27 protein-coding genes are annotated in these 26056 nt (G+C 69.3%); 16 read left to right on the top strand and 11 right to left on the bottom strand.

Features of this window, described 5'->3' with window-relative positions; all coding sequences use genetic code 11:
• Nucleotides 1–17: 17 nt before the first annotated feature.
• A complete protein-coding gene (locus ID574_RS39645; protein WP_223167555.1) occupies nt 18–743 on the bottom strand; it encodes a helix-turn-helix transcriptional regulator in 726 nt (241 codons plus the stop codon).
• A gap of 341 nt (nt 744–1084) precedes the next feature.
• Here ID574_RS39645 and ID574_RS39640 point away from each other — a divergent pair, with 341 nt between their 5' ends.
• Nucleotides 1085–1693 carry a dihydrofolate reductase family protein gene (locus ID574_RS39640; protein WP_188194168.1) on the top strand — a complete coding sequence of 203 codons (609 nt, stop codon included), beginning with the start codon at nt 1085–1087 and terminating at the stop codon, nt 1691–1693.
• Between the two features lie 28 nt (nt 1694–1721).
• Here the strand turns inward: ID574_RS39640 and ID574_RS39635 are convergent, their stop codons facing one another.
• Nucleotides 1722–2696 (bottom strand): glycoside hydrolase family 113 protein, encoded by a 975-nt coding sequence (locus ID574_RS39635; RefSeq protein ID WP_188194167.1) that lies wholly within the window; start codon nt 2694–2696, stop codon nt 1722–1724.
• Nucleotides 2697–2839: 143 nt separating this feature from the next.
• Between ID574_RS39635 and ID574_RS39630 the strand changes: the two genes are divergently transcribed.
• Both ID574_RS39630 and ID574_RS39625 read left to right on the top strand, forming a co-directional pair.
• On the top strand, nt 2840–3142 hold the full coding sequence (locus ID574_RS39630; RefSeq protein WP_188194166.1) for a VOC family protein: 303 nt from the start codon (nt 2840–2842) through the stop codon (nt 3140–3142).
• Between the two features lie 227 nt (nt 3143–3369).
• Nucleotides 3370–4032: a class I SAM-dependent methyltransferase gene (locus ID574_RS39625; RefSeq protein WP_223167554.1), complete on the top strand. Its 663-nt coding sequence runs from the start codon at nt 3370–3372 to the stop codon at nt 4030–4032.
• Nucleotides 4033–4107: 75 nt separating this feature from the next.
• On the opposite strand, the gene ID574_RS39620 is transcribed toward ID574_RS39625, so the two are convergent.
• On the bottom strand, nt 4108–5043 hold the full coding sequence (locus ID574_RS39620; RefSeq protein ID WP_188194165.1) for a pectate lyase family protein: 936 nt from the start codon (nt 5041–5043) through the stop codon (nt 4108–4110).
• Nucleotides 5044–5487: 444 nt separating this feature from the next.
• Here ID574_RS39620 and ID574_RS39615 point away from each other — a divergent pair, with 444 nt between their 5' ends.
• The 3 genes from ID574_RS39615 to ID574_RS39605 all read left to right on the top strand — a co-directional run bounded on the left by ID574_RS39615 (nt 5488) and on the right by ID574_RS39605 (nt 10039).
• On the top strand, nt 5488–6117 hold the full coding sequence (locus tag ID574_RS39615) for a Glu/Leu/Phe/Val dehydrogenase dimerization domain-containing protein (protein ID WP_223167553.1): 630 nt from the start codon (nt 5488–5490) through the stop codon (nt 6115–6117).
• A gap of 1676 nt (nt 6118–7793) precedes the next feature.
• Entirely contained in the window at nt 7794–8651 is an 858-nt protein-coding gene (locus ID574_RS39610; protein ID WP_442939376.1) for a phosphotransferase family protein, read from the top strand.
• Nucleotides 8648–10039 (top strand): MATE family efflux transporter, encoded by a 1392-nt coding sequence (locus ID574_RS39605; protein WP_223167552.1) that lies wholly within the window; start codon nt 8648–8650, stop codon nt 10037–10039. Before ID574_RS39610 ends, ID574_RS39605 begins: the two co-directional genes overlap by 4 nt.
• 419 nt (nt 10040–10458) lie before the next feature.
• Here ID574_RS39605 and ID574_RS39600 read toward each other — a convergent pair whose 3' ends face one another.
• From ID574_RS39600 to ID574_RS39590, 3 genes are all read right to left on the bottom strand, one after another.
• Nucleotides 10459–11007: a YciI family protein gene (locus tag ID574_RS39600; RefSeq protein ID WP_188194163.1), complete on the bottom strand. Its 549-nt coding sequence runs from the start codon at nt 11005–11007 to the stop codon at nt 10459–10461.
• A gap of 119 nt (nt 11008–11126) precedes the next feature.
• Nucleotides 11127–11537 carry a VOC family protein gene (locus ID574_RS39595; protein WP_188194162.1) on the bottom strand — a complete coding sequence of 137 codons (411 nt, stop codon included), beginning with the start codon at nt 11535–11537 and terminating at the stop codon, nt 11127–11129.
• Between the two features lie 66 nt (nt 11538–11603).
• Entirely contained in the window at nt 11604–12209 is a 606-nt protein-coding gene (locus ID574_RS39590; RefSeq protein WP_223167551.1) for a cadmium resistance transporter, read from the bottom strand.
• 107 nt (nt 12210–12316) lie between these two features.
• On the opposite strand from ID574_RS39590, the gene ID574_RS39585 reads away from it, so the two are divergent.
• The 3 genes from ID574_RS39585 to ID574_RS39575 all read left to right on the top strand — a co-directional run bounded on the left by ID574_RS39585 (nt 12317) and on the right by ID574_RS39575 (nt 14601).
• Entirely contained in the window at nt 12317–12859 is a 543-nt protein-coding gene (locus ID574_RS39585; RefSeq protein ID WP_188194161.1) for a GNAT family N-acetyltransferase, read from the top strand.
• Between the two features lie 128 nt (nt 12860–12987).
• Complete coding sequence (locus tag ID574_RS39580; protein WP_188194160.1) at nt 12988–13779, top strand: Kelch repeat-containing protein; 792 nt, start codon at nt 12988–12990, stop codon at nt 13777–13779.
• A 90-nt stretch (nt 13780–13869) separates the two neighbouring features.
• On the top strand, nt 13870–14601 hold the full coding sequence (locus tag ID574_RS39575; protein ID WP_188194159.1) for a dienelactone hydrolase family protein: 732 nt from the start codon (nt 13870–13872) through the stop codon (nt 14599–14601).
• 184 nt (nt 14602–14785) lie between these two features.
• Here the strand turns inward: ID574_RS39575 and ID574_RS39570 are convergent, their stop codons facing one another.
• Nucleotides 14786–16177, bottom strand: coding sequence for a sensor histidine kinase (locus tag ID574_RS39570; RefSeq protein ID WP_188194158.1), 1392 nt, complete (start codon nt 16175–16177; stop codon nt 14786–14788).
• Nucleotides 16178–16287: 110 nt separating this feature from the next.
• On the opposite strand from ID574_RS39570, the gene ID574_RS39565 reads away from it, so the two are divergent.
• The gene (locus ID574_RS39565) at nt 16288–17193 is read left to right on the top strand and encodes an ABC transporter ATP-binding protein (protein ID WP_188194157.1); all 906 of its coding nucleotides are present in this window, start codon (nt 16288–16290) and stop codon (nt 17191–17193) included.
• Nucleotides 17190–17954: a hypothetical protein gene (locus tag ID574_RS39560; RefSeq protein WP_188194156.1), complete on the top strand. Its 765-nt coding sequence runs from the start codon at nt 17190–17192 to the stop codon at nt 17952–17954. The genes ID574_RS39565 and ID574_RS39560 overlap by 4 nt, the downstream gene beginning before the upstream one ends.
• A 14-nt stretch (nt 17955–17968) precedes the next feature.
• Here the strand turns inward: ID574_RS39560 and ID574_RS39555 are convergent, their stop codons facing one another.
• A complete protein-coding gene (locus ID574_RS39555) occupies nt 17969–18628 on the bottom strand; it encodes a response regulator (protein ID WP_188194155.1) in 660 nt (219 codons plus the stop codon).
• 104 nt (nt 18629–18732) lie between these two features.
• Here ID574_RS39555 and ID574_RS39550 point away from each other — a divergent pair, with 104 nt between their 5' ends.
• Nucleotides 18733–19068, top strand: a complete 336-nt coding sequence (locus ID574_RS39550) for a nuclear transport factor 2 family protein (protein ID WP_223167550.1) — start codon at nt 18733–18735, stop codon at nt 19066–19068.
• A 132-nt stretch (nt 19069–19200) separates the two neighbouring features.
• Nucleotides 19201–20181 (top strand): nucleoside hydrolase, encoded by a 981-nt coding sequence (locus tag ID574_RS39545; protein WP_188194153.1) that lies wholly within the window; start codon nt 19201–19203, stop codon nt 20179–20181.
• Nucleotides 20182–20273: 92 nt separating this feature from the next.
• Here ID574_RS39545 and ID574_RS39540 read toward each other — a convergent pair whose 3' ends face one another.
• On the bottom strand, nt 20274–21170 hold the full coding sequence (locus tag ID574_RS39540; protein WP_223167549.1) for an aminoglycoside phosphotransferase family protein: 897 nt from the start codon (nt 21168–21170) through the stop codon (nt 20274–20276).
• A gap of 572 nt (nt 21171–21742) precedes the next feature.
• On the opposite strand from ID574_RS39540, the gene ID574_RS39535 reads away from it, so the two are divergent.
• Both ID574_RS39535 and ID574_RS39530 read left to right on the top strand, forming a co-directional pair.
• Nucleotides 21743–22762 (top strand): hypothetical protein, encoded by a 1020-nt coding sequence (locus ID574_RS39535; RefSeq protein WP_188194152.1) that lies wholly within the window; start codon nt 21743–21745, stop codon nt 22760–22762.
• Nucleotides 22763–22772: 10 nt separating this feature from the next.
• The gene (locus tag ID574_RS39530; protein ID WP_188194151.1) at nt 22773–23399 is read left to right on the top strand and encodes a hypothetical protein; all 627 of its coding nucleotides are present in this window, start codon (nt 22773–22775) and stop codon (nt 23397–23399) included.
• Between the two features lie 6 nt (nt 23400–23405).
• On the opposite strand, the gene sigJ is transcribed toward ID574_RS39530, so the two are convergent.
• The gene (sigJ, locus tag ID574_RS39525) at nt 23406–24293 is read right to left on the bottom strand and encodes an RNA polymerase sigma factor SigJ (RefSeq protein ID WP_188194150.1); all 888 of its coding nucleotides are present in this window, start codon (nt 24291–24293) and stop codon (nt 23406–23408) included.
• Between the two features lie 123 nt (nt 24294–24416).
• On the opposite strand from sigJ, the gene ID574_RS39520 reads away from it, so the two are divergent.
• The gene (locus ID574_RS39520; RefSeq protein ID WP_188194149.1) at nt 24417–24962 is read left to right on the top strand and encodes a YceI family protein; all 546 of its coding nucleotides are present in this window, start codon (nt 24417–24419) and stop codon (nt 24960–24962) included.
• Between the two features lie 72 nt (nt 24963–25034).
• Here ID574_RS39520 and ID574_RS39515 read toward each other — a convergent pair whose 3' ends face one another.
• Complete coding sequence (locus ID574_RS39515; RefSeq protein ID WP_188194148.1) at nt 25035–25880, bottom strand: LLM class flavin-dependent oxidoreductase; 846 nt, start codon at nt 25878–25880, stop codon at nt 25035–25037.
• Nucleotides 25881–26056: the final 176 nt, after the last annotated feature.

The raw sequence follows: 26056 nt of genomic DNA, 5'->3' as shown, positions 1-26056 counted from the left end.
ACGCGGTCGGCTTGGCACTACCTCACCGTGCCGCGCAGGTAGGCGAGTACCGCCAGCACCCGCCGGTTGTCGTCAGGGGTTTCGGGCAAGTCGAGCTTGGCGAACACGCTGGCCACGTGCTTGCCGACGGCTGCTTCCGTGATCGACAGGGTGCGCGCGACCGCACTGTTGGAACGCCCCTTCGCGATCAGGGCGAGCACTTCGCGCTCGCGGGCGCTCAGCCTGTGCGTCGGCTCGTCGACCTCCCTGGCGTTGGCCCAGGTCCGCTCGAACAGGTCGATGAGGGCGGTCAGGACGCTCTGCTGCCGGATCACCAGAGTGCCCGGCGCGTGGGTGAAGGGAGTCATGCGCAGGAACGCCACTGCGCGATCGAAGATGAGCAGCTGCTGAATCGGCTCGTCGACGACCCGGTGCAGGTCACCGGAGGCATGCAACTGCCTGACCCGGGCCGCCTTGCGCGGGTCGTCCATCACGCTCGCGTGGACGATCGTACGCATCGTCATGCCACGCTCCAGGGCGTCGAGCACCCTACGCCTGCTCTTCTGCTCCTCGGAGCCCTTCTCCACCGCGCTCAAAGGCTGCAGGGCCCGCAGCTCGCCGGCCGCGGGGACGACCTGCGCGATCTGCTGCCGAACGAGCGCATCGTCATCCACCCGCTCCACGTCGACGGGGATGCCTCGTAGGTCGTCCACCACCTCTTCCAGACGATGGACAAGCTGGATCAACGACACGCTGTCGTCCACACGTCTCCTTCGCGGCGCTTTCCCCGAACACGGGTCCACTGGAACATTCTGGCCGGTGCGGGTCCGTACCGGAGCGTCCGCAGCCCGGCTACAAGATGGCGGTGAAGCGGGGGGTTGCTGATCTGAACCTCGAACAGGCCCTGGCGACACTCCCGGGCGCGGATCGCTGCCAGCCCTTCGCTGCTTCGGGACCGGCGCGACAAGGCACCGGGAGTCGTGACGCCCCGTCGCCGTCGTTCCTGAGGGAGACCTTAAGCGCTTCGTAAGCCGGTTCCGCGAGGCTGAAGGCACATCAGAACGGCGGGCCGGACGGGGCCCGCCCAATTACCTGGAGGACCATCATGAGGACGATCGCTGCAAGCCTGTTCATCTCGCTCGACGGGGTCGTGGAGGAGCCGGCGGAGTGGCATTTCCCGTACTTCAACGACGAGATGGGCGCCGCCGTGACGGCGCAGATGGCCGACACTCTGCTCCTGGGGCGCAAGACCTATGACAGCTTCGCCGGAGCGTGGCCGGAGCGGGAGGCCGAGGGCGGCGAGGACGCCGGCTTCGCCAAGACGCTGGGTGAGACCCGGAAGATCGTCGTGTCGCGCCAGCCGCTGGAGTTCACCTGGCGGAACTCCGAGCTTCTGCAGGGCGACCTGGTCGAGGCTGTGACCGCGTTGAAGAACGAGCCGGGCGGCCGTATCGCGGTGAGCGGCTCGGTCTCGGTGGTCCGCCAGTTGCTGGCCGCGGGGCTGCTGGACGAGCTGCACCTGCTGGTTCACCCCATCGCCGTCCGCAAGGGCGAGCGCCTGTTCGACGAGGGGGAGAACGCCATCCCGCTGGAGCTGATCAAGTCCGAGACGTTCACCACAGGTGTGCTGTACCTCGTCTACAAGCCCGCCGACGCGCCCGGCGAGAACTCCTACGACGATGCCAAGGCTCACCTGTCCCGGGACGGGCAGTAGCGGGGAGTTGCGGCCGGGCCCGACTCGTTCAGGTTGATGCGTACCTGCGGGCCACTTCGTGGAAGGCCTCCTTGGGCTCCCAGGCCCATATGTCGTCCGCCGGAGCCTTCACCACGCCGAAGCCCGCCATGTCCAGGTCGTGGCGTGGGTCGGGGTGGTGGGGGAAGTCCGGCATGGCGAAGGTGAACACGAAGCAGCCGTGGACGCCGTGCGCGGCGTACAGGTCGATGAGCTCGCCGAGGTACGCGGCCTGAGTGTGCTCGTCGCGTACGTGGCCGTCCTTGACGCGGGGTTCATCGGCGAACCATTGGACGATGCGGAAGGAGCCGGGTCCCCGCTGGTCGGCCCCGATGTGGGCGCCACAGCCGAATTCGGTGATGACGACCGGCTTGTCGGCGCCGTCGAGGAGAGCCTGCAGCCGTTTCTGGTAGGCGGCAGGGTCGCTGCCGGAACGGTACAAGTTCACGCCGATGAGGTCGAAGCCGGACCAGTCCACCTTCTCCCATGCGCCCGCGGCGTAGGTGATCGGGCCGTGGAAGCAGCGGCGGGCCGTACTGAGCGCGTCGGCGAGCAGGCGGTTGAGCCTACGAGTGATCCGGCGGTCGAACAGCCGCCGCAGCCGCGGCCGTACCAGCACCTGCAGGCGAACGAAGACACGCGGTCCCGGGATCATCCCGGGAGCGGTGAGGGAGAACTCGCTGCCGACCAGCAACGTGACCCGGCCGGGATGCCGGGCGCGTAACTCCTCGGCCCCCGCGGCCGTCGCCGCCAGGTGCGCCAGCTGCGCCGAGCGCGGACGGTCGGCGAAATACGGCCGGACGTAGACGTCGAGACCCGCCTCCAGCGCATGCTGCGCGGCCGCGATATGCGACTCGGTCTCGGTGCCGATGAGCATCACCGTCGTGCAGTGCAGCTCCTCGGCGATGACGCGCAGGTTGCGGCGGACGACGTCGGTCGGCGCGTTCTCGATGGCGTACGAGATCCCCTTGACTTCCAATGCCACGATCCCCGTCTCCCCAATCGGCCGCGTTTGGCCAGATGCTAGACAGTCCGAAAGCGACGGGCATCCGTCCTCCGGCCACACCGCATCGACCAAAGTCGTCAACCGCGCGCCCCACCCCTGGCACCCAGCCCATAGGGAGCACGATGCACCCCAGCTTGATCGTCCTGTACACCGACCACCTGCAGGAGTGCGCCCTCTTCTACATCAGCTTGGGCCTGCCCCTACAGGCCGAACAGCACGGCAACGGCCCCAAGCATTACGCCGCCGAGCTCGGCGCGACGGTCTTCGAGGTCTACCCGGCCTCAGACCGCCGACCCCCCACCGGCAGCCTGCGTCTGGGTTTCCGCGTCCCCGCGCACGCGGTCGTCCGCAGGCTCCCGCCCGGTAGGCATCTCCTCACCGACCCAGACGGCCGCACGGTAGACCTGGAGATAATGAACGAGTAGACCGCCCGGCGTCGAGGCATTGATCGCCCAGGCTCGGCGCTGTCGCGGGCCGGGCGTAACGTGCGGCTATGACTGGTGGGCCGGCTCGCTTTGGTGGGCGAGATGATGTTGTCCTGGTGGTAGTCCTGGACCGCCGGGCATTGATGACCACGTAGGCCGTCCGCCCCGTAGCCCCCGCCCAGGCGCGACGAGCCCCAGGCCGACCCCATGGGGCTATCGTCCTTGGCGTGATCGAATCGACCTATCTGCAGGCCACCCGGATGGCGTACGACACCGTCGCTGCCGACTACGCCGAGCTTCTCCGCGACGAACTGGACAGCAAGCCGCTCGATCGCGCCATGCTGGCCGCATTCGCCGAACTCGTGCAGGCATCGGATGCCGGGGAAGTCGCCGACCTCGGCTGCGGCCCCGGCCGCGTCACCGCCCATCTGCAGTCTCTCGGAGTGAACGCCTTCGGCATCGACCTGTCGCCGGAGATGGTCGCGGTCGCCCGCCGGGACTATCCGGATCTGCGGTTCGAAGAGGGATCGATGACCGCCTTGAAGCTGGCGGACGACGCTGTTGGTGGCGCCGTCGCATGGTACTCAACCGTCCACACACCGCCAGAGGTGTTGCCGACGGTGTTCTCCGAGATTCACCGGGTGCTGGCCCCAGGCGGTCATCTGCTGATGGCGTTCAAGGTCGGTGATGAGCGTCGCCACCTGAACCAGGGCTACGGCCACAAGCTGTCGCTCGATGTCTACTGGATGCAGCCTGAGCACATCGCCGAACTCCTGAGCAATGCCGGGCTCGTCCTGGACGCTCAGCTGATCCGCGAGCCTGACGAGAGCGAGAAGCCCCGGTCGAGCCGGCAGGCCTTCTTCCTGGCGCACAAGCCCTTCGAGTCCTAGACGGAAGGTCTGTGTGTCCCATGCGGCGGCTGTCGCACGGGGCCCACTCCCGCAGAGCAGTCCCCTCCGCCTTGATCAGATGTTGATGCGGCCCGCTCCCGCACCGCTGGTCACGATGGACTTGACGTTGGACGGAGTGTCCAGGGTGTAGGAGTACGGAATCGAGGCGACACTGCCGCCCGTGCCGCCGCTGCCGGAGTTCACGAAGTGGTTGTTGCGGGCGACCAGGCTGCCTGCCGGAGAGCTGCCCTCGCCCCGGTGGAACGGGTCTCGTACGTTCTCGAAGTAGTTGCCCTCGACGAGGACGCCGGCTTCCTGTGTGGAGGCGACGCCGTACGAGCCGATGTTGGCATAGAAGTTGTTGTACACGTGTACCGGGTTGCCGAAGCGCACGCGCGGGTGGCGCTGGTTGGTGCCGTCGAACCAGTTGTGGTGGTAGCTCACCCGCAGGCGCCCGCGGTCCTCCGAGCCGTTGCTGTCGCTGTGGCCGAGCAGCATCGCCTTGTCGTGGCTGGAGAACCTGTTCCAGGAGACGGTGACGTAGTCGCTGGCCCGCTTGACGTCCACGGCGCCGTCGTACCCGTTGCTGAAGGAGTTGTGGTCGACCCACACCCGCGTGGAGTACTGGATGTTGATCGCGTCGTCGTTCCAGTTGCGGAAGGTGAGGTTGCGGATGATGACGTTGGACGCATTGGAGACGTTGAAGCCGCAGCCGACGATCGCCGCGCCGGAGTTGCCGATGACGGACTTGTTCGAGGTCACGCGGAGCATGCCGGAGCAGGAGATCGTCCCCGACACCCTGATGACGGCGGCGGAGCCGGATGAGAGGGCGCTGGACAGGGCCGAGGACGAGTTCACCGTCACCGGGGGCGTGCTGCCGCCGCCCGTGGTGCCGCCGCCTTGGGTGGCCCATCCTTCCAGGTGGTTTCTCGCCGAGGCGGACGGCGCGACCAGGCCCAGCCCGGCGATCGCTGCGGTGAGGCCGATGACCAGTTTGGAGGTGCGTTGCATCTTTGTCCTTCCTCCCGTACTCGCAGTGCGCTTCTTGTCCTCGTTCACATGCGTGGACGCCGCGCACGTGAGCGAACGACCGCAACGCTAGGAAAGCGCTTTCCTCTCGTCAACGAGGGCGAGGTGGGCACCGCTCCGCAGAAGCTCATCGCCCCTGGCCAGCCGCTGACAACTTGGTTTTACCGCTGTGAAACTTTCAGTCCGGACCCGTGTCGTGTGATCAGGGGCCGGCTGACCGAATGATCGTCGGCTCCTGTGGGCCGGGATCCGCGGCAACGCCCGGCGCAAAGGCCCGGTCGGCGGACTCCCCAGATCATCGAACGAAGTTCATCCCGTTCGCCGACCGCAGCGTCGATCCCGGCCATTCGTTCGGTGAGCGTGGCAGATGTTAGCCGTATGGCTGATTCTGAAGCACTGATACCGGCCAATCGGAAGGACAGTGCAGTGCCCGCAGAATTCGACCACGAGCAGGTCGTCATCCGCACCGGCCCTCGCTCCGGTCTCCCGGTGATCGTCGCCGTGCATTCGACGAAGCTCGGACAGGCGGTCGGCGGATGCCGCGTCTGGCGCTACGCCGACTGGCGCGACGGGCTCGCCGACGCTTTGCGCCTGTCGGCCGGCATGACCGCCAAGTGCGCTGTGGCAGGCCTGGCCAACGGCGGCGGCAAGACCGTGGTGGCGGTGCCCGAGAGCACCGACCTGGACCCGTCACTGCGCCGGCGGATGCTGGAAGACGTGGCGGACGCCGTCGCGTCCCTGGACGGCACGTACGCGACCGGTCCGGACGTCGGGACGACTCCGCAGGACATGGCGGTCATCGGCGAACGCACTGCGCACGTCTTCTGCACGCCGGAGGAACGAGGCGGCAGCGGCGACTCATCACCGGCCACCGCGCTCGTCCCAGTGGGGGCTGTAGTGCACCTCGGTGACGTAGTCGACGATGCCGTCCGCGTCCCTCGACTGCGGGTCCATGACCGCGGCCAGCGTGGGTGCCGTGCCCAGGACGGTCTGGTAGGTGGCGTGGTTGACCCGGTCGATCTCCGCCGTCTTCGCATCCTCGATCAGGCGCAGTAGCTTGACGTAGCCGGGGTCGAGGGCTTGCCTGTCCCGCAGGCGCCCCCCTCGCGCAAGATGGGTGCCCGAGCACCGCGGCACAGCCAGCCAGACGGCGACACCACACCACCGACGATCCGAGCCTGACCTCGCAGCGGGTCATCCGCCTCTCCCCGACGGACTGGCGCGATGGTCCGCCTCAGCGGCCGCGCCCTCCGCGCCCCCACGGCGTGTCCTCACCGCCGGTCCTTCCTTGCGCAGGCGGACCGCGGGGGCCAGACACCCCGAACCCTGCTGTTTCAGCCCTGTTTCACTGCTTTTTCATCGCCCGGCATGACGATTACGGCGCCATGTTCGCGCGTCTGGGCGCATCCGGTGTACGGCGCAGTGGGGAGTCGCCGAGGGCGTTCAGCAAGATCGCCGCCGCACTTGGAGATTCCTCGATGGCGTAGATAGCGCCTGCTTGGGTTATGGCTCGACAGTTAGAAAACGAAAGGAAAAAAATGCGACTTTCCGGAAGACACTTCCTGTCTGGGTCGGCGGCAGTGGTGCTTGCCGCCAGCTTTTCGGTCGGACTCGCGTCAGAAGCCTCCGCGGCACTCAACTGGAAGGTCGGCACGCCCGTCAGCCATGACCACGTATGGAGCAACGTCGACTCGGACTACATGGAGTGCGTGGGACCCGAAATCGACATCCCGGACGCTGTGATGTGTTACCGGGCCGATCGGAACGCAACATACGTAAAAAGCATGAAGGCGAGCGGCTATTTCAAACTTGGGCAACACGCCCTCAGTGGCAATATATGGCGCTGCCAGAACAATTATCGTAACAGCTCCGGCAACGGCACGTGGGTGGAATGTAAGTGGAATACGAAACCGGCAAGAGGCACCTGCCCTCCCATAAGGGTGGGGCACGGACTGAACGATTGGTACGTTATGAGCAACGCGAGTCTCCGGATCTGCTTCACCGATTGAGGTCCGGCGTCGGGCGGCAGTGTTGACTGGGGACATATACGGGAGAAGATCCCCAATCGCCTAGTCGGCGTGACGTTGATCCGCCAGCGGCGGTGGGCGATGTGCTCGGCGACGGGCCCGCCATCCCCGCGCCGCGTACGCCGATGCGCAGCGCGTCCGGCCACAGCGTTGCCCGAAGTAGCGCTGGGTAACGAAATCCACGTCGGGCAGGGGTTTCTATGAGAGGGCGGGTGGGACTTGAACGTACGACCCACGGAGTCCGACGACGCAGGTGTCCCGGCCGTGTCGACAGGAAGGGCCGCGGCGGCCGGCACGCTGGCCGCCCTGCGCGCCGTGAGGCAGCGCCTCTACGGCACCTCCACTCTCGCCGGCGCGCGTCTGTCGGTGCCAGGGCTGGGGCGCTCCGCACACAACATCCGCCAGGATGATCATCGGCGTCGGCAGAGCGAGCAAGTAGTTCCGCAGCAGACGGCATATCGGACACAATGGCCAGGATTGCCCGAACCTCTAACAAGATCAAGATGGACGATCAAGAATGGTCGACGAGAACGGCACCTTCGTGTCATGACCACGCTGAGCACGTGAGGACTGATGGAGAGCATCACCAAGAATCGGCAGCCGATCGAGACGATTCGCGCGATGGTCGCCCGTGCCTACGGGCCGGAGCAGGTGCCCGACGCCGATGAGGACTGGATCAGCGAACTGGGTCACGGCTGGTTCAACGTGGCCTATCGGATCCGGCTGCGATCCGGCGCGCACGTCGTACTCAAGATCGCACCGCCGCCGGACGTCGAGGTCATGACCTACGAGCGCGGAGCCATGGCCACCGAACTGGCAGCGCTGCGGCTGATTCAGGAGAACACCAAGGTCCCGGTGCCGGCGGTCGACTACGCGGATCAGAGCCACGAGCTGTGCGACGCCGACTACTTCTTCATGGCGTACGTCGACGCGGACAACCTCAACGTCATCCGGAAATCGCTGTCGCGGGCGCAGCTCGACGCGTACGACGAGGCTCTCGGCGCGATCACCCGCGAGCTGAACCAGATCCGGGGCGCGGCCTTCGGACCGCTCGCCGGGCCGGGCGAGCGCAGCTGGCGGGCGGCCTTCCTCCGGATGATCGAAGAGCTCCTGGGTGACGGCGAGCGGCGCGGCGTCGAGCTGGGCTATGACTACGACGTCGTCCGCCAGGTCGTGGCCGCCCATGCGGATGCTCTGGACGAGGTGACCGAGCCCCGGTTCGTCGAGTGGGACCTGTGGGCCGGCAACTGCATGGTGCGCGATGGAGAGATCATCGCGATCCTTGACCACGAGCGGGCGTTCTACGGCGATCCGCTGATGGAGTACGGTTTCACCGCGAGCGAGTCGAGCGCTTTCGGAGACTCGGCCGCGTTCATCCGCGGCTACGGCCACGAGCCGTTCACCGGCGGCGAGCGGGTCCGCCGCCGGCTCTACAACCTTTACCTCGTCCTCGTCCAGATCATCGAGACGACCTTCCGGGCACACACCAGCACCGAGCAGTACGACTGGGCGTGTGCACGCCTGCGCGAAACCATGGCCATGCTCGACGAGCGCGCGCGTTGACGGGGGCCGCGCGCCTGCACCCCACGCTCGACGCCACCGCCGCCCTCGGCGCCGCTCCGCTCGGGCGGCTGCTTTGGCACACCTGCTCGCAGACCACGCTGTCGGTCGGTGTGTACGGCATCTACGCCCTGACCAACGCCTGGTTCGTCGCGCACGGGGTCGGCGCGCAGGCCATGGCCGCGGTCAACCTCGCCGCCCCGGTCCTGCTCGTCCTCGGTGCGGTGTCCACCACGGTGGGAGCCGGCGGCGCGTCCCTGGTATCACGGCGGCTCGGCGCGGACGACCCGGCCGGCGCCGCGCGCGCCGCCGGCAACGCCTTCACGCTCTACTGGCTGACCGCGCTCGCCGTCGCCGTGATCGGCCTGCTCGCCCTGGAACCGCTGCTCACCGCGCTCGGCGCGGGAGAGGGAACCCGTGACTACAGCCGCGACTACACCGTGGTGTTATTGTGCGGCGCGCTGTCGTACACGGGGTTCTCCAGCCTGGTCCGCGCCGAGGGCCGACAGCGTTACGCCACCGCGATCTGGGTCGTCGCGGTGGTGGTTCAGATCGTCCTCGACCCGCTGCTGATCTATGGTCTCGACATGGGCGTCCGCGGCGCCGCACTGGGCACCGTCGGCGGCCAGACGGTGTCGGCCGTGATGAGCCTGTGGTTCTTCTTCGGGCAGCGCCGCCGGCCATACCGGATCGGCGCCCGCGACCTGCGTCCGCACGGCCCGACCATCCGCGCCCTGCTCGGCATCGGCACGCCGTCGTTCCTCGCCGGGCTCGGCGCGACCCTGCTGGTGGTGCTGGTCAACAACGCCCTGGCCGCCACCGCCGGCGCGACCGCCCTGGCCGCCACCGCCGGCGCGACCGCCCTGGCCGCCTACGCCGTCTGCGGGCGCATCCAGACCTTCGCCACCATGCCGCAGGCGGGCATCAGCCAGGGGCTGCAACCCATCGTCGGCTACAACGCCGGGCGCCGCCTGGCCGACCGCGTACGCCGTGCCCGCACCCTCGCCCTGCGCGCCACCGTCGGCTATGGCGTGCTCGCGGCCGTCACCCTCGTCCTGTTCGCCTACCCGTTCGCCGGCATCTTCGTCGACGAACCCGCCGTCACCGAGGCCACTGCGAACGCCCTGCGCATCATCGCCATCGGCATCGCCGCCGCCGGCGTCGCACCCCTCGCGTCGGCCTACTTCCAGTCGCTCGGCTACGCCCGGCCGTCCTACCTGATCTCCCTGGGCACGCTGCTGCTCATCAAGATCCCCCTCGTGCTGGGCTTCAGCTCCCTGGGCGAGACCGGCATCTGGATCAGCCTCGCCGCGGGCGAGCTCGCCTCGGCCGCGCTGGCCGCGATCCTCCTCTACCGCCATCGCGCGCGCCTCCAGCCCGCTCAGCCATGAGCGGCGTCTGGGACCGGCGAGATACGCCGATCGGCCTGCCTGGCATGGGCGGCATTCCGGCGACGGTCCTTCGACGGCGGATCCGGGCAGTCATGTCGATCACCTCGCCGGGATCGTGCATCGGCGGATGAAGAGAGCGGCATTGATGTGGGCGATGATCGTTGAAGTGGCGTTCATGCTCGGCCAGGTCTATGCGCAGGTGCGTTCGCCGTAGATCAGCAGGTGATCGAGGCCGTTCCGGGCCCTGGTCTTCGCCCTCCACTTGAGGTTTGACTGGCCCGCCTCCTGGGCAATGGAGGCGGGCCAGTGCCACGTTCGGCACGCCCTCGCCGCGCCGTCGAGGTCCTGCGTCGGTGTGACCGCGGGGAAGGCAGGGATCCGCACGAGTTCCGGCCCTATCTCGGCGACGGTCAAGTGCCTTACCGGCGCCCGCCGAACTCCCAGTCGTGGACCTCGATGTCGGCGTACCGGTCCGTGGTCAGCACGGCACGTGCCGCATCGGGGTCCGGCGCCCGGACCAGTGCTGCAGTGCCCAGCCAGGTGGCGCCGTCGTCGGAGAGCAGCGGCCCGTACGCGATCAGCTCGTCCCGGTTGGGCGGTGTGGCAAGGTCGGCAGCCGGCCCCGAGCCGAGGCCGAGCACAAGGTACCGGTTGCCACCCTCCCGGCCACCGGGGAAGTCCCACATGGTGCGCCCCAGCACGTTGCGCCACCGGCGCAACAGCACGTCACGGTACACACCGGCCTGGTAGTTGGGCTCGTCGAAGACGAACGCACGCGCAGCGGCAAGATCTGGCAGGTCGACGATGTGCACGCTGCCGGTGGCCGTCTCGCTGCCGCGGGCGAAGGTCGGGCCGCGGGCGATCATCTCCGTCGCGTACCGGTCCATGTAGGACCAGTGCTCTTCCAGCAATTCGTCGCGCAGAGCCGCGGAGCCAGGCCGATCGCGGTGGTAACAGAAGAACTCCATGGCGAGACTACTTACCACGGGCCGCGGCAATGGGCCCCATTTGGTCGTCCAAGCCGGTCATCGCAGGGTGAGTCGGATCACCGGGTATTGCCGTTCGGATTTGCCTTGGATGCCCGGCATCACGCCTTGGTCGCCTGCTGGATCCGCACCATGTTGCCCGAGGGGTCCCGGAACGCACTGTCGCGCGGCCCCCAGGGCCGATCGATGGGCTCCTGCAAAACTTCGGCGCCGGATGCCTGCACCCGCTCGAAGGTCGCGTCGAGATCGTCGGTGCTGAACACGATCATCGGCAGGACGCCCTTGGTGAGCAGTTCCTGCAGGGCGTCGCCGTCGGCCTGGGAACGGCCGGCGTGCGGTACCGAGAGCACGAATTCGAGGGCCGGCTGAGTCGCGCCGACGAGGGTGACCCAGCGGGATACACCGGACCCGACGTCGTTGCGCACTTCAAGGCCGAGGGCGTCGCGATAAAAGGCGAGCGATTCGTCCACGTCGTTGACGGTGATGTGGCAGTACTGGAGTGCGATGGTCATGGCGGCAACGTTAGGCGGGCGGCGGCGTGGCCCGCTTCTTCAATCCTGCTCGGCCGCTGCGGCTGATCAGAAGATCGCGGACAGGATGCCGGAGTCGATGACAATGAGGATGCCGATGATGACGAAGACGGCGGGGACGAGCCATTGGCCGTAGCGCTCGACGATCCCGACGATCTTCTTGTGAGAGCCGAGCCAGGAGCCGGCCAGGCACCACAGGGCGACTCCGATGGCGAAGACGCCAATGGTGACCATGGTCGGTAGTGCGCCGATGGTCCGGAACACGGGGGTGTAGACCGTGATGTTGTCGGCTCCATTGGCGATGGTGACTCCGGCCACCGACACGAGGCCGGTGGCGACGGCTGGTGGGGTGCCGGCTTCGTCGTGTCGGTCTCGTACGGCTGCGACCAGGCCCTTGACGCCGAGCGCGAAGGGGACCAGCCCGAGCAGGCCGACCCACGCGTCGGGCACGATCGTGAGGCCGAGCGCGGCGACCACGGAGAGGAGCACGAGGACGGCGATGCCCGCGTACTGGCCGCCCCAGATCTGCCACGGCCGCGGAAGGCCACTCGCCCGCGAGGACAAGAACAGCACCGTCAGCACGATGAGGTCGTCCACATTCGTTCCGGCGAACATCCCAGCGGCCGTCGCGATGGTGCCTACGATGCCGTCCACAGCCGGGAACCTACCGGGTTGTCAGGGGCCTGATGTCCACGCGGCGTAAGAGGTCCTAACTAGTGCGTTGATTTGCCCCAGTCAGCCCGGTCGGATAGGAAGCTCGCATGCTAAGGGGCAACAAAGTCGGGCTCAGGGCCCGATACGAGGATGACATCCCGATCCTGCAGGCCGGGCTCTACGACGACGTGGTCAACTCCTCGCGGGCCGAAGCCAGGCCGTGGCGGCCGATCACGCCCGGCTCAAAGGACTCGCCGCTCGTGGTGGACGACAAGGAGCAGGGGCACGTCCCGTTCTCCGTGGTGGAGCTGGACGGCGGCACGTTGATCGGCACCGCGTCGCTGTGGGGCATCGACAACCACCATCGGTCCGCGCACATTGGGCTGGGGCTGCTGCCGTCCGCCCGCGGCATGGGCTACGGCACCGACGTGGTCGCGGTCCTGTGCCACTACGGTTTCGTCGTGCGCGGCCTGCAGCGGTTGCAGATCGAGACGCTGGCGGACAATGCCGCGATGCTGCGCTCCGCCGAGCGCAACGGCTTCGTCCGCGAGGGCGTGCTGCGCTCCTCGGCCTGGGTAATGGGCCAGTTCCTGGACGAGGTGCTGCTCGGGCTCCTCGTCCAGGACTGGAAGGCGGACTCGAAGGGCTAGGCTGCCGGCCGACGGTCAAGGGGGGTCCGCGGAGCCGACACGGACGCCCGAGGGCCAGGACGGCTCATGGCGTTAGGACGTCTAAGGATGAAGGCTTCACTTCCTTTACACCCGGATAGCATGTGCCGATGAGCCGCCTGGGCTGGGCCGTCACGCTGGGCGTCGTGCTCGCCGTGGCCGCGGGCTTTCTCGTGACTCGGTTCTTCGCCGGGCCCGACAGCTTCCAGCCCCGCCAGGTCAGCCCGCTCCCTGACACCGGGCTCGCCCCGCGCAGTCATCACACGGCCGTCTGGACGGGCACGCAGATGATCATCTGGGGCGGTACGGCCGAGCCCACGGAGACCCGCATCACCCCGCTCTTCGACGGCGCCGCCTACAACCCCTCGACAGGCAAATGGCGCAGGATCTCCCCGTCGCCGAAACGACCCCCACGGCTCGACGCCCGAGCGGCCGCCGTCCCCGGACATGTCGCGATCGCCTCCGGCTCCGCGATCCTCCTCTACGACGTTTCCACGGACCGCTGGCGTACCTTCGCCACGAAGGGACCCGTGTACGACGTGACCGCGGCGGACGAGCGCATCGTCGCCACCGGCCTGGAACGCGATGGCCACGTCGAACTGACCATCCTCGACCCGAGGGAGGATGGCGAGGGCGTCGCCGAAGACTTGGGCGGCTTCCGGACACGCGGCCGGCTCACCAGCCTGGGCGCGGTCTTCGACGGCACCGACGAGATACGGATCCTGGCGGTGGAGGTGGACCGGAACAACACCGACCACCGGTGCGGCGCGTCGATCACCGTGTGGACGGGGGTGTCCCTTCTCGTCTGGGGCGGCACCTCCTGCTGCGACCGACCCTCGGGCGGCAGATCACGCCGTGATAGATTCGTCGTTGCCGTGCATCGCTGCGCACTGAGGAGGTGAGACCGATCAACGCTGTGACAGGTCGGGGCTCCCTCGCGCGCATCGCCTAGGGAGCGCCCGCAGAAGGCATCCCGAAAGGCTTGAAACGCTTTGCGCTTCATCTCCCAGACGTCGTCGGACGGCGTCACCGAACGGCTGTTCACCCTCGGCGACATACCCGGTGTTCTGTGGACGCCGGAAGGCGCCGTCGGGGCTCGTCCCCTGATCCTTATGGGCCACGGCGGCGGGCAGCACAAAAAGGCTCCGGGCATCGTGGCCCGCGCGCACCGCTTCGTCGCCGAGGGCGGTTTCGCGGTGGTCGCGCTGGATCCGCCCAACCACGGCGACCGGCCGAAAACCGAGGAGTTCGCCCGGGTCGCGGCGGGGTTGCGGGCAGGCATGGTCGCGGGCGAGGACATCGCCACGCATCTCGCCGCCATGCATACGTTCCTGGCCGGCCAGGCCGTCCCGGAATGGCAGGCGGTCTTGACCGCGGTTCAGGAGCTCGACTTCGTCGGCGACGGTCCGGTGGGTTATTGGGGCATGTCGATGGGCTGCGGGCTCGGCGTCCCGTTCGTCGCGACGGAACCCCGGGTCCGCGCGGCGGTGCTGGGCCTGCTCGGCGTGCACGGGCTGGCCGAGGCCGCGGCCCGGGTCACCGCCCCGGTGCAGTTCCTGCTCCAGTGGGACGACGACAGGGTGCCGCGGGCCGAGGGCCTGGCGCTGTTCGACGCTCTGGCGTCGGCGGACAAGACGCTGCATGCCAATCCGGGCAAGCATGGGGAGATCCCGGAGTTCGAGACGGGGAGCTCGCTGCGGTTCTTCACACGGCACCTCAGTTAGGGCGGCCGCGGCGCGTCGGCCGGGCTTCGCGGTTCCCCACCACATGCCCTCCGTCCGGGATCGCACCGGTGCACCTTCCCGCTTGAGCGTCGATGTCGGTCGTGGAGCGACGCTACAGCCGGCTGCGGACGTTCTCCTTCCGGAATGGGGACCTGTTGAGATCGCTCTCGGGGCGACGCCGCCACTACAACAGTCCGCCCCGGAGCAGGAACACCGCGACGAGGGCGATGCCCAGGACGGTGGGCGCCCAGAACGTGGTGACCAGGCCGCGGCGCAGCCTTTGGCGCGCCCCGGCCAGCGCCAGCTCCGGGGAGGTGGCCGGGGACGGAGAGGCGGCCTGCTGGGCGTTCACGGGCAGGCGGGCGGTGAGCGTGAAGCCGTCGCCCTCGGGACCCGCGTGCAACGTGCCCTCGGGACCCGCGTGCAGTGGGCCGTCGGGATCCGCGTGCAGTGGGCCGCCGGGACGCGCGTGCAGTGTGCCGCCGGCCAGGCGGACGCGTTCGTCCAGGCCGACCAGCCCGTAGCCGGATCCGGCCGGGTCGGCTGGCCTCTGCCGCGGGCCGTGGGCCGGCCCGTTGGCGACGGTTACCTCGAGCACGTCGCCGGTGCGGCGCAGCCTCACGCGGACGACAGATCCGGGGGCGTGCTTGGTCGCGTTGGTCAGCCCCTCCTGCACGACGCGGATGGCGGCCCGCGCGGTCGTATCCGGCAGTCCGGCCTCCGCCTCCTCGTCAGCCTCCAGGCGCACGTCCACGCCGGAGGCCGCGGCCCGCTCCACCAACGCGGCCACGGAGCCGCCGAGCGGGTCGACCGGGGCGTGCTCATCGTCCTGACGCAGCACCCGGATGATCTGGCGCAGCCGGTCGGTGGCCGCGGCGGCGGACTCGCGCAGCTCGGCCGCCGCCTGCCGCAACCCCGGGGCGGTGTCGGCGGCGACCTGCAGGGCAGCGGCGCGCACGGCCAGGAGGCTGAGCTCATGGCCCAGGGAGTCGTGCATGTCCGTGGCGATGTGGGCCCGCTCGCGCAGCCGTTCCCGCCGGGTGGCCCGCGTGTGTTCACGTTCGAGGCGGGCGGCGAGCTCGAAACCGGCGGTGGCCAGGTCGGCCTGCAGGCGCAGGTACTGTCCCACCGCCCAGGGGATCACGACCATGAGCAGCAGGGTCGAGGCGGCGGAGAACCAATCCCCGCCGGTCTCGTGCCCGGGCGCGAGCAGCAGCGCGACGGCGGCGACCGCGATCAGCACGGCGACCTGCGTACTGGCGGAACGGCCGGCGGTGCGCCGCCCCAGCAGGAAGGCGAACAGGATGACGGCCGGCATGAGCTGCGACACGTAGACGTCGCCGGCGACGACCGTGCCCAGCACCAGGGGGAGCGCGGCGGCCAGGGACGGCCACCTGCGCCAGGTCGCCGCGGCGACGCACACGACCACGGCGCCGGACACCCGCAGCGCCGTCGCGCTGACCCAGGCGTGCTCGGGCAGCGGGTCGTCCGACAGCCACAGTGACGCGACGGCCAAGAGCCCCAGCAGCAGGTCCATGCCGACCTGGCGGCCACGCGTCGACGTCAGAACGTTCACGACCTTCACGCTACGGGCAGACCCCCTCACGCACCCCCGACGAAAGTCAGGGGTGGCCCCTGCCGATGGACTCATTCGTACGGGGAGGGTCGATCCATAGCGTCCAACGCATGATCCGCCTGACCGACCTGACGAAACGCTACGGCCCCACGACGGCCGTGGACGGCTTGACCCTCGAGCTGCAGCCCGGCCACGTGACCGGCTTTCTCGGCCCGAACGGCGCCGGCAAGTCCACCACGATGCGTGTGATCCTGGGCCTCGACGCCCCGACCAGCGGCACCGCCCTGATCGACGGCAAGCCGTACGCCCGGCTGAGCCACCCGCTGCGCACGATCGGCGCCCTGCTGGACGCCAAGGCCGTGCACCCGGGCCGCACTGGCCGCGACCACCTGCGTGTGCTGGCCCGCTCCCAGCGCATCCCGGCCGCCCGGGTGGCGGAGGTCCTGGAGCTGGTCGGCATGACGAGCGCCGCGGACCGGCGGGCGGGCACGTACTCCCTGGGAATGAGCCAGCGTCTGGGCATCGCGGCCGCGCTGCTCGGAGACCCGCAGGTCCTCATGCTCGACGAACCCGTCAACGGCCTGGATCCGGACGGGGTGCGGTGGATCCGCACCCTGCTGCGGTCCCTGGCCGCCGAGGGCCGCACCGTGTTCGTCTCTTCGCACCTGATGAGCGAGATGGAGCAGACCGCCGACCGCGTCGTCGTGCTCGGCCGCGGCCGGCTGATCGCCGACGCGTCCATGGCCGACCTGCTCGCAGCCGCCATGGCGGGCAGCCGCGTACGCGGTCCCGTTCTGCGGCCACTCGCCGACGTCTTCGAGGGCGCCCGGTTCGACGACGACGGCACCCTGGTCGTACCCGGTGCGCTGCCGCAGGAAGTGGGGGCCAAAGCGTTCGCGTTCGGGCTCGAGATCCACGGCCTCGAGGCCATCGGGTCCTCACTGGAGGACACCTACATGAAGTTGACCGACGACGAGGTCCAGTTCCCCTCCGCCGCGAAGGAGACCATCCGATGACCGCACCTGTCCGCGGCGATCAACGTCCGCTCGGCCTGCGCGACGCGGTCGCCGCCGAGCGGATCAAGCTGTTCACCGTGCGCTCCACCTGGTGGTTCGCCGGCGGCCTGCTCGCCCTTCTGCTGCTCATGGCAATCGTCGACGACGGCGCCGATGGTGCCGACGGCCCGGCGTCGGCGCAATCCCTGACGGTGGGACTGACGGCCGTGAGCCACTTCGGGCAGTACATCGTGGCCGCGTTCGGCCTGCTGGTGGTCACGAGTGAGCTGGCCACCCGCTCCATCACGGTGACATTCGCCGCCACTCCGTCCCGCGGCCGGGTGATGGTGGCCAAGGCCGTCGTCACCGGCATCGCCGGTCTGGTGCTCGGCGCGGCCGCCACCGCCCTGGGCGTCGGGACGGCCGCGGCCCGCCACGGCGAGCTGCCCCGCGCCCTCGGGGACGCGGCCGAGCAGGCAGCCGCCACCGGCGTCTACCTCGGCCTGCTGGCGGTCATCTCCCTGGGCGTCGGAGCCCTGGTGCGTCGCTCCGCCGGGGCGCTCACCTGCATGGTCCTGCTGCTGCTGGTCCTGCCCGAGGTTCTGCACCTGGCCGGCGAGCGGCTCGGCGCGCCGTTCCTGGACACGTTCGCCGGCTGGACCCCGGCTCAGGCCGGCTGGCAGCTGATGAGCGGCCATTGGGAGTACGTGCTGGTCCTGGTCGCCTGGGCGGTCGCGGCAGTGGCGGCGGGCATCGGGGTGCTGCGTAGCCGCGACGCGTGACCCGTCGAAGCCGCTCAGTCGTCCTCGGCGACGATGCCCGCCTCGTGCGCGACGACGGCGGCCTGCACCCGATTACGTACGCCCAGCCGCGTCATCAGCGCCGAGACGTGGGCCTTGACGGTGCCCTCCACCAGGAAGAGGCGGCGTCCGATCTCGGCATTGCTCAACCCCGCACCGAGCAGCGCCAGCACGTCCCGCTCCCGCGGGGTCAGCACCGCGACCTTCGAGCGGGCGGCCTGCTGGCGAGCCATCAGCTCACCGGACAGCTGGGCGATGACCTGGCGGGCGACCCGAGGCGACAGGAACGCCGCTCCTTCGTGCGCCGCGCGTACCGCTGCCATCAGCTCGTACGGGTCGCCGGACTTGAGCAGGAACCCCGACACCCCCGCCTCCAGGGCGGCGGCCACGTACTCGTCCTCGCCGAAGGTCGTCAGCATCACCACCGCCGTCTCCGGCACCACCCGCCGCAACTCCGCCGCAGCGCTCAACCCGTCCAGGACCGGCATGCGGATGTCCAGCAGGACGACGTCCGGACGGTACGCGCGGGCCTGCTCGACGGCCTCGTGGCCGTCCGCCGCCTCGGCGACCACCTCCACGTCCGGGGTCGCGCTCAGGATCGCCCGCACCCCGGCACGGATCATCGCCTCGTCGTCGGCCAGCAGCACCCGGATCACGACGCACACCGTACTCCGCACGGCGCCGGAAGGCGCGAGGTCTGATCGCCGCCAGCGGAGACCTGCCGTAGCCGGTGATGCCGGCCGCCATGAGCACAACGGACATGGATCCAGAGGTGATCTTGCATCAGGCTCCCGGCCTGCCCTTCACCGGCACGGGAACATGGCGCGGTCATGACGGCATGGAACGATTCCTGGCTCTCTTCAGTGAGGTCTGGGAATCGATGGAGTTCCTGGAGCAGGAGCATTGGGGCGACGAGGACACCGTGGTCGTGCGGAACCGGGTGCGTTTCCGCGCCCGCGCCACCGGCCGGGAAGTCGACACCCTGATCGTGCAACGGATCACCGTCAGGGACGGACGCATGCTCGAATGTCGCCCGTTCTACTGGAACCCCGGAGCCGTCGCCGATGCCTGCCGCCGGCGTGACGCTGATGCGTGACTCGGACGGCGGGATCGCGACCTCGGTGCCGGAATGCCCAAAAATGGGTGGCCCTGATGTGGTGCGGGGCGTAGAGCTGTTGACTGGGCGACGCGCGGCACCGAGCCCGCCACTGTGAAAGGAAAGGCATTCGTGAGCCGGAAAGTCATCCTCGACGTGGACACCGGAACCGACGACGCGGTCGCGATCATGTTCGCGGCGCTGCATCCGGAGCTCGACCTGATCGGCGTCACCACCGTGAACGGCAACGTGCCGGTCGAGAACACCACCGACAACACGCTGCGCGTCCTCGACTGGATCGGAAGGTCCGACATCCCGGTCTTCGAGGGCCTGGCCCGCCCCATCGCCCGGCTCGGCTTTCCCACGGCCAGGGGTGACTCAGACGGCGGTCCGCACGGCAAGGCGCTGCCCATCCCCGAGCCGCGGAGCGTGCGCCAGGACACCGGAGCCGTCGAGTTCCTCGTCGAGACACTGCGCTCCGCAACCGAGCAGATCACCCTGGTTCCCGTCGGTCCGTTGAGCAACATCGCCACCGCGCTCGCCATTGATCCCGCCCTGACGGAGGCGGTCGACGAGGTGGTGATCATGGGCGGGGGACACGCGGTGACCAACATGACCGCTTCGGCCGAGTTCAACATCTGGGCCGACCCCGAAGCCGCGAACGTGGTCCTGTCCGCCGGCTTCGGCCGCCTCACCCTGGTGCCGCTCGACGCCACCTACCAGGCCCTGGTCACGCGGGACACCTGCGCCAGGCTAGAGGAGTCGGGGACGCCCGCCGGGATCGCGGCCTCCCGGTTCATCTCCCGGCGCATCGACGCCTACGACGGCACCGTGAACGCCGCCGACGCCGCACCGGTTCACGACGTCGTCTGCGCCGCCTACCTCGTACGGCCGGAGGTCATCACCACACGCAGCCTGCACGTCACCGTCGAGACGGCCGGCCCTCTGACGATCGGCCGGACCGTGATGGACACCCGGCTCAACAGCACGCAGAAACCCAACGCGGAGGTCGCGTTCGGCGCGGACCCGCAGTTGCTGGCAGACCTGCTGCTCGACGTCTTCACCCGGCCGCCCTCGACGACCGCCGCATCGGTGAGCCCGCCGCCGGAGTAGGTCGCGGCCGGCTCCCTCGAGTCAGCCGGTCAGTGAGTCAAGAAGTCGTAGCGGTGGTCGCGGGCGAGGGAAGCGGGGTCCAGTAGCCGACGCTATGCGAGCACGGCCGTGATGGTGCGATGACCGATGTCCGCCATCTGCGGGTTGTCGGCCGAATGGGCCAGGAACGCGAGCGACAGCGCGACCGCCCAGCCTCTGGCCCGTACCCAGATGTCGTCACCTGCCGCGTGGTCGCCTGCCGCCTGATAGGCCTTCCTGAAGGCGTCGTGGCATTCCGCGGGCAGGAGCATCCACGCCACGGACAAGTCCGTGGCAGGGTCGCCGGAGGTGATGTCACCGAAGTCGATCACGCCGCTGACCCGGCCGTCATGGACCAGGATGTTGGCGGGGTGGAGGTCGCCGTGCACCCACGCCGGGGGCCTGTCCCACCGCGGAGCCGCGAGCGCGGCCTCCCATACGCGCGTCACCGACCCGTGGTCGACCAGGTCGCCCACGATGCTCAGGTTCTGGGCGACCGTCGCCTGGCGCTCCTCGAGCGGGACGCCGCGGTAGGGGTTGGGGGGCGCGTCTGGAGCCGCGGGAGTGTGCAGAGCCCCGAGAAACGTGCCGAGTGCGACTGCGGCGTCTCCCGGGTCAGCCGGCGGATTGCGCGCGGCGACCTGTCCGGGCAGGAACGGGACGACACTCCAGGGCCACGGGTAGCCGAGGTCCGGCTTCCCGACCCGCACAGGCGCGGGAACCGGCAGCGGCAGCCGGGGCGCGAGATGGGGGAGCCAGCGCTGTTCGTGCATCAGCAACGTGGCGGCCACCTCGCGCCTCGGCAGGCGGGCGACCAGGGCTTGGCCGACTCGGTACATGACGTTGTCCCATCCGTTGGACATCAACTCGATGGGGTGGTCGGCAAGGTCGGGGTGCTGGACGGCCAGGAGCCGCCGCACCAGATCGGGGGAGACATCCACCTCGGCGGCCGGCATGCGATGAGGTCCCACCCCGCGACCCTAGCCGAGCAGAGCGCTTGAAGGCGATCTTCGTGGTAGCGGCCACATCCGTCCCGTTCGTCGGCGTCCCGACGACCTCAACGACAAGACGGCGGGCACCATCACGGTCTACGACCCGTGGAAGCCGACCGGTGGCACGCACACCATCAAGGCCTCCACTTTGGCCGGCGTCCTCCAGCCGGGCGGCAACATGTACTACATCTCCAGGCTCTGAAGTCGCGGGCCACCTGAGGTTGCGGGGTTTGCGTAGATCGCCCTAGCCTGCGGGGATCATGGATGCCGTGAAGCGGTTGCTGGTGGCAATGGCGCTCATGGTCTGCGGCTGCTCGGCCGCAGAGCAACCCGCGGCGCACCGGAGGCCGAAGCCCACCGGGTCGCCGACGGCCAGTCCTCACCCGAGTCCACCCGCCACGTACGGGAAGAGCGAAAAGCTGAAGACCGGCCCCAAGCTCAGGACGTTTCCTGCTCTATCGGCAAGACCCAGGGCGTGTGCGCAGCCCGGGTTGAAGAGCGACCAGATGCGGCCCGCGTCGGGGCGGCGATCGGGCTGGAGGTTGCTCCATGTGGACCGGCAGGTCAACCACATCGGGGAGTTCGATGTCGCCGGTGACGGAGCCGTGTGGGCGCAGACGGCCCGAGTGGTGCCCGATTCCCTCGACCAGGAGATCGACATCCGCCGATGGCACAAGGGGGAGTGGAGCACCTTCGAACGGCATCCGATCGGCCCGGACTCCGTGGACGGCGTCTACGCGCTGACCACCGACTCGGCGCGGCGGGTCTGGGCGTTCGGCACGACGGCTCCTCCGGGAGAGGACGACGTGGTGAGCCGGATGTTCATCGGCACCTTCCGGAACGGGCGGTGGGACGACGTCGTCGTCGCGGACGAAGACACCCAGGAGCTTGATTGGTCCGTGGTCGGCGCGCGGAGCGGATGGGCGACGGTGGGCGACCTCGTGCTGCGCTGGAACGGCCGCGGCTGGCTGCGGCAGTCGGGCAAGCCCTCGGGCGGCCTGCCGTTCGGCGAAGGCCACGACATGTGGGCTCTCGACGGCGACCGATCGGTCCTGCGCTGGGAAGGCACCGGCTGGCGGAGGCTGAAACTGCCTGCTCTGGGCACGCGCGCACTCGACAGCATGCCGGAGCAGTGGCTGACCGGACTAGTCCCGTACGGCCGCGACGACGCCTGGGTGGTGGGCAACGTCGGCTGGGACATGGACAACGAGGAGTACGAGGATGCTCCGATCAGGGCCAGACCCGTGGCGATCCACTGGAACGGCTCGTCGTGGGCGTGCACCTGGGGGCCGATGCACCGCACCTTCCGCCAGGCGGCGCCGGACGGTGAGGGCGGGCTGTGGGTGATCGCCGATCGCCAGTACGAAACCAGTGAGCTCTGGCACCTGTCCGGCGGCCGGTGGACCAAGGAGTTCCTGCCCACCCCTGCCGGGAAGGGCTTCTTCGTCCACAACCTGGTCAAGCGCCCGGGCGCGAACGAGGTCTACGCCACCGGCCATGTGACGGAGGACGACCTCGTGGACGGCTCGCTCTCCGAAGAGCATCGAGGAGCCCTCTGGCGCACGAAGTAGGGAGGTGCCTGTGATCGTCGTCGATGCCGTCCTGGACACCTGGGGAACGGCGGACTTCACCGCCTGGCCGGTCGCCGAGCCGGGCGAGGGGCACATCCTCGCCCTCTCGGGCCAGATGAGCATGGCCGAGGTCGGCGCCGCGATGGCGGTCGTCTTCCGCCACGGCGGCATCCCGACCGCGCCGATCGGCGATCTCCACCATCTGCTGGACCGCCACCTGGCCGAAGCGGAAGCGCTCACCGCCCCGGGCGGGCTCCGGGTCAGGGACACGACCACCGATGCCGAGATCCTGCCGGGGTGCTGTTGCGGCCTGGAAAACTGGCGGGAGTGGCGCAACGTCCTGCACAAGGAGGACATCTGGCTCGGGCACGATCCCGGCACCGATCTCGAACACGTCGCCGGAGCCGTCCGGCTCCGGCAGGAGTCACGCCGCTCAGGCCTGCATGAGGTGGAGATCCGGCTCGACGACCTGCCCGCCCATCTGACCGCGGTGCGCCTGCGATTACGGGGCTTCCTGGGTCTCGTCCGCCAATGGGCCGGCGAGACCGCCCCACTGGCCGCCGACCGCCTCGTCACCGTTCTCGACGAGAACTTCGGCATCAACGACCCTCTCGAACTCGATGCGAAGGGTGGATAGGGCCCGTCAGTCGTCGAGGACGGCCAGATCGAGCCGGAGGAGGCGCTCGGGGTCGGCGATCACGTCGATGGCCACGATCTTGCCGCGTGAGACGGTGATCCCGATGACCGCGATCGGCTGCCCGCCCATGGTCGCGACGACACCCGCGGCTCCGTTCACCAGCGCCGGCCGTACCAGTGCGGAGGGCTGGTGGAACCTGAGCCCCTGGCGGGCGACGGCCGCCGCACCGCGGACCACCACGGAAAGATCCGGACGTGCCGTCCCCCCGTCGCATCGCATCACGACATCCGGGTCGAGGACCGCGACGAGGGCGTCGAGGTCACCGCGGCGCGCCGCGGCGTAGAAGGCGTCGACCACTTCCCGCTGACGGCCGATGTCGGGGTCGGGAGCTTGTACCTCGGCTCCTCGCACCCGGCGCCGGGCCCGGCTGGCGAGCTGCCTCGCCGTGGCCGGGGAGCGCCCCACCATGGGGGCGATCTCGTCGAAGGGCAGGTCGAACATGTCGTGCAGGACGAACGCCAGCCGCTCGGCGGGGGTCAGCGTTTCGAGCACCACCAGCAGCGCGAGTCCGACCGAGTCGGCCAGCAGCGCCTCGTCCTCGGGGTTCATCCCCTCTGTACGGGCGATGACCGGGTCGGGCACGCGCACGCCCATGGGCTCCTCACGCCGCGTTCTGCGCGAGCGCAGCACGTTCAGGCACACCCGGGCGACGATGGTGGTCAGCCAGGCGCCGAGGCTGTCCACTCCGCTGGGATCCGACCGGCTCGCGCGCAGCCACGCTTCCTGGACGGCGTCGTCGGCCTCGGCGAGCGAGCCGAGCATCCGGTACGCCACCGCCCGCAGGCGGGTCCGGTTCTCCTCGAAGCCCTCCGCCAGCCAGTCGGATTCGGTCATCGGTCACGTTCCTCCGCCGCTAGGTGTCGTATAGGTGACCCCTCAAATCCGGCTGATGTGACAAGGGCCCCTTGAACGCAGGCAGGCGGCGGACACTCCTTCCCCTTCCTGGAGAGATCGAGTATGACGACGATGACCGAGCTCGGCGAGCTGACCGGCGACTACGTCCTCGACCCCGCCCACACGCGGATCGGCTTCGTCGCCCGGCACACGATGGCGACCAGGGTGCGCGGGCGGTTCGACGAGTTCGAGGGCCGCGCACGCCTGGACGGCGCCGACCCGTCGAAGTCCAGCGTCGAGCTGACGATCCGGGCGAGGAGCATCCAGACCCGCAACCGGCGGCGCGACGACCAGCTGCGCGGCCGGTTCCTGGATACGGACCACCACCCGGTCATCAGCTTCAGATCGACCGAGGTGCGGCGGGTCGGCGAGGTCAGCTTCAAGGTCACCGGTGACCTGACCATCCGCGGCGTGACGGCGCCGGTCACCGTGGACCTCCAGCTGACCGGCGTCGAGAACGGCCCCCGGGGCGACCTCCGGGTCGGCTTCCAGGGCGGCGTCACGATCAACCGCAACCACTGGGGTGTGAACTGGACCGCCGCGACCGGGGTCCTGATCAGCGAGAAGGTGGCGTTGGATTTCGACGTCGCCGCTGTCCGGCAGATCTGACCGTGCCTCACAGGCCCGGCTCGAAGCCGTTCGCGGGTGGCCGGGCGCCGTTGATCAAGCGGTGCCAGGTCTTCACACCACGTCGGCGAGGCGGTCCACCTGCGTGGGATCGAGGCCGTAGCAGTAGAGCATGACCTCGTCGGCGCCCAGGTCGGCGAAGGCGGCGATCGCGTCGCGGATCGCCGCGGGTGTGGTCAGCATGCCGGCGACCATCCGGTCGGCCATGCCGGTGAAGGCGTAGTACGCGTGCATGTCGGCCTTGGCGTCGTCGACCACGGCCTGAGGGCCGAGTGCGACGTTGACCTGGGCGACGATGCGGGGGTCGCCGTCGCGCCCGTACTCCTTCCAGAACGTGCGGACGGTGTCGAACAGACCGCCCGCCCACGAGGGCGCGGCGGCGGCGAGGAAGCCGTCGCCCCAGCGTGCGACGCGTTCCAGCGCGGCGGGCTTGAAGCCGCCGAAGAGCACGTGGGGACCGGTGGGACGGGTGGGCGCGGGGCCGATCGGGCCGACGCCGTCGCCGTACGGCTCGCCGGACCACAGGCGGCGCATCATCGCCATCTGCTCGTCCAGGCGACGGCCGCGGGTACGCAGGTCGACGCCGGTGACCTGGTGGTCATCCTCCCGTCCCCCGACGCCCAGACCGAGGACGAGGCGGCCGCCGGCCATCCGGTCCAGGGTGGCGGCCTGCTTGGCGAGCAGGGCGGTGTCGCGCAGCGGGGCCAGCAGCACCTCGGTCTGGATGCGGACGCGGGACGTGGCGCCCGCGAGGACGGCGAGGGCGATCAGGGGTTCGGGGTTGTGGTAGACGAGCCGGTCGAGCAGGCCGAGCGTGCTGAAGGGGCCGGCGTCGGCGCGCCGGGCCCAGTCGAGCAGGACGGAAGGGTCGCCGATGGGCAAGCCGATTCCGACGTTCATGGAAAGGACCTCCGAAGGGAAGGGTCGGTGAAGACTCCTGCCGCCCCTCCGGCGCCTCATGGAGGTGGGACGCTCCCGCTCTGCGGCGCACTTCTGGGGAACGTCTCGTCGAAGTGATCACACTGTACGGCGAGCGATGATCGTCCGGCAAATCGCGCCCAGAGATAAGGGCGTAG

The organism is Nonomuraea sp. SYSU D8015 (genome assembly GCF_008065375.1).
In the GTDB taxonomy this organism is placed as follows: Bacteria; Actinomycetota; Actinomycetes; order Streptosporangiales; family Streptosporangiaceae; genus Nonomuraea.
This window is presented reverse-complemented; position numbering and strand designations above follow the sequence as displayed.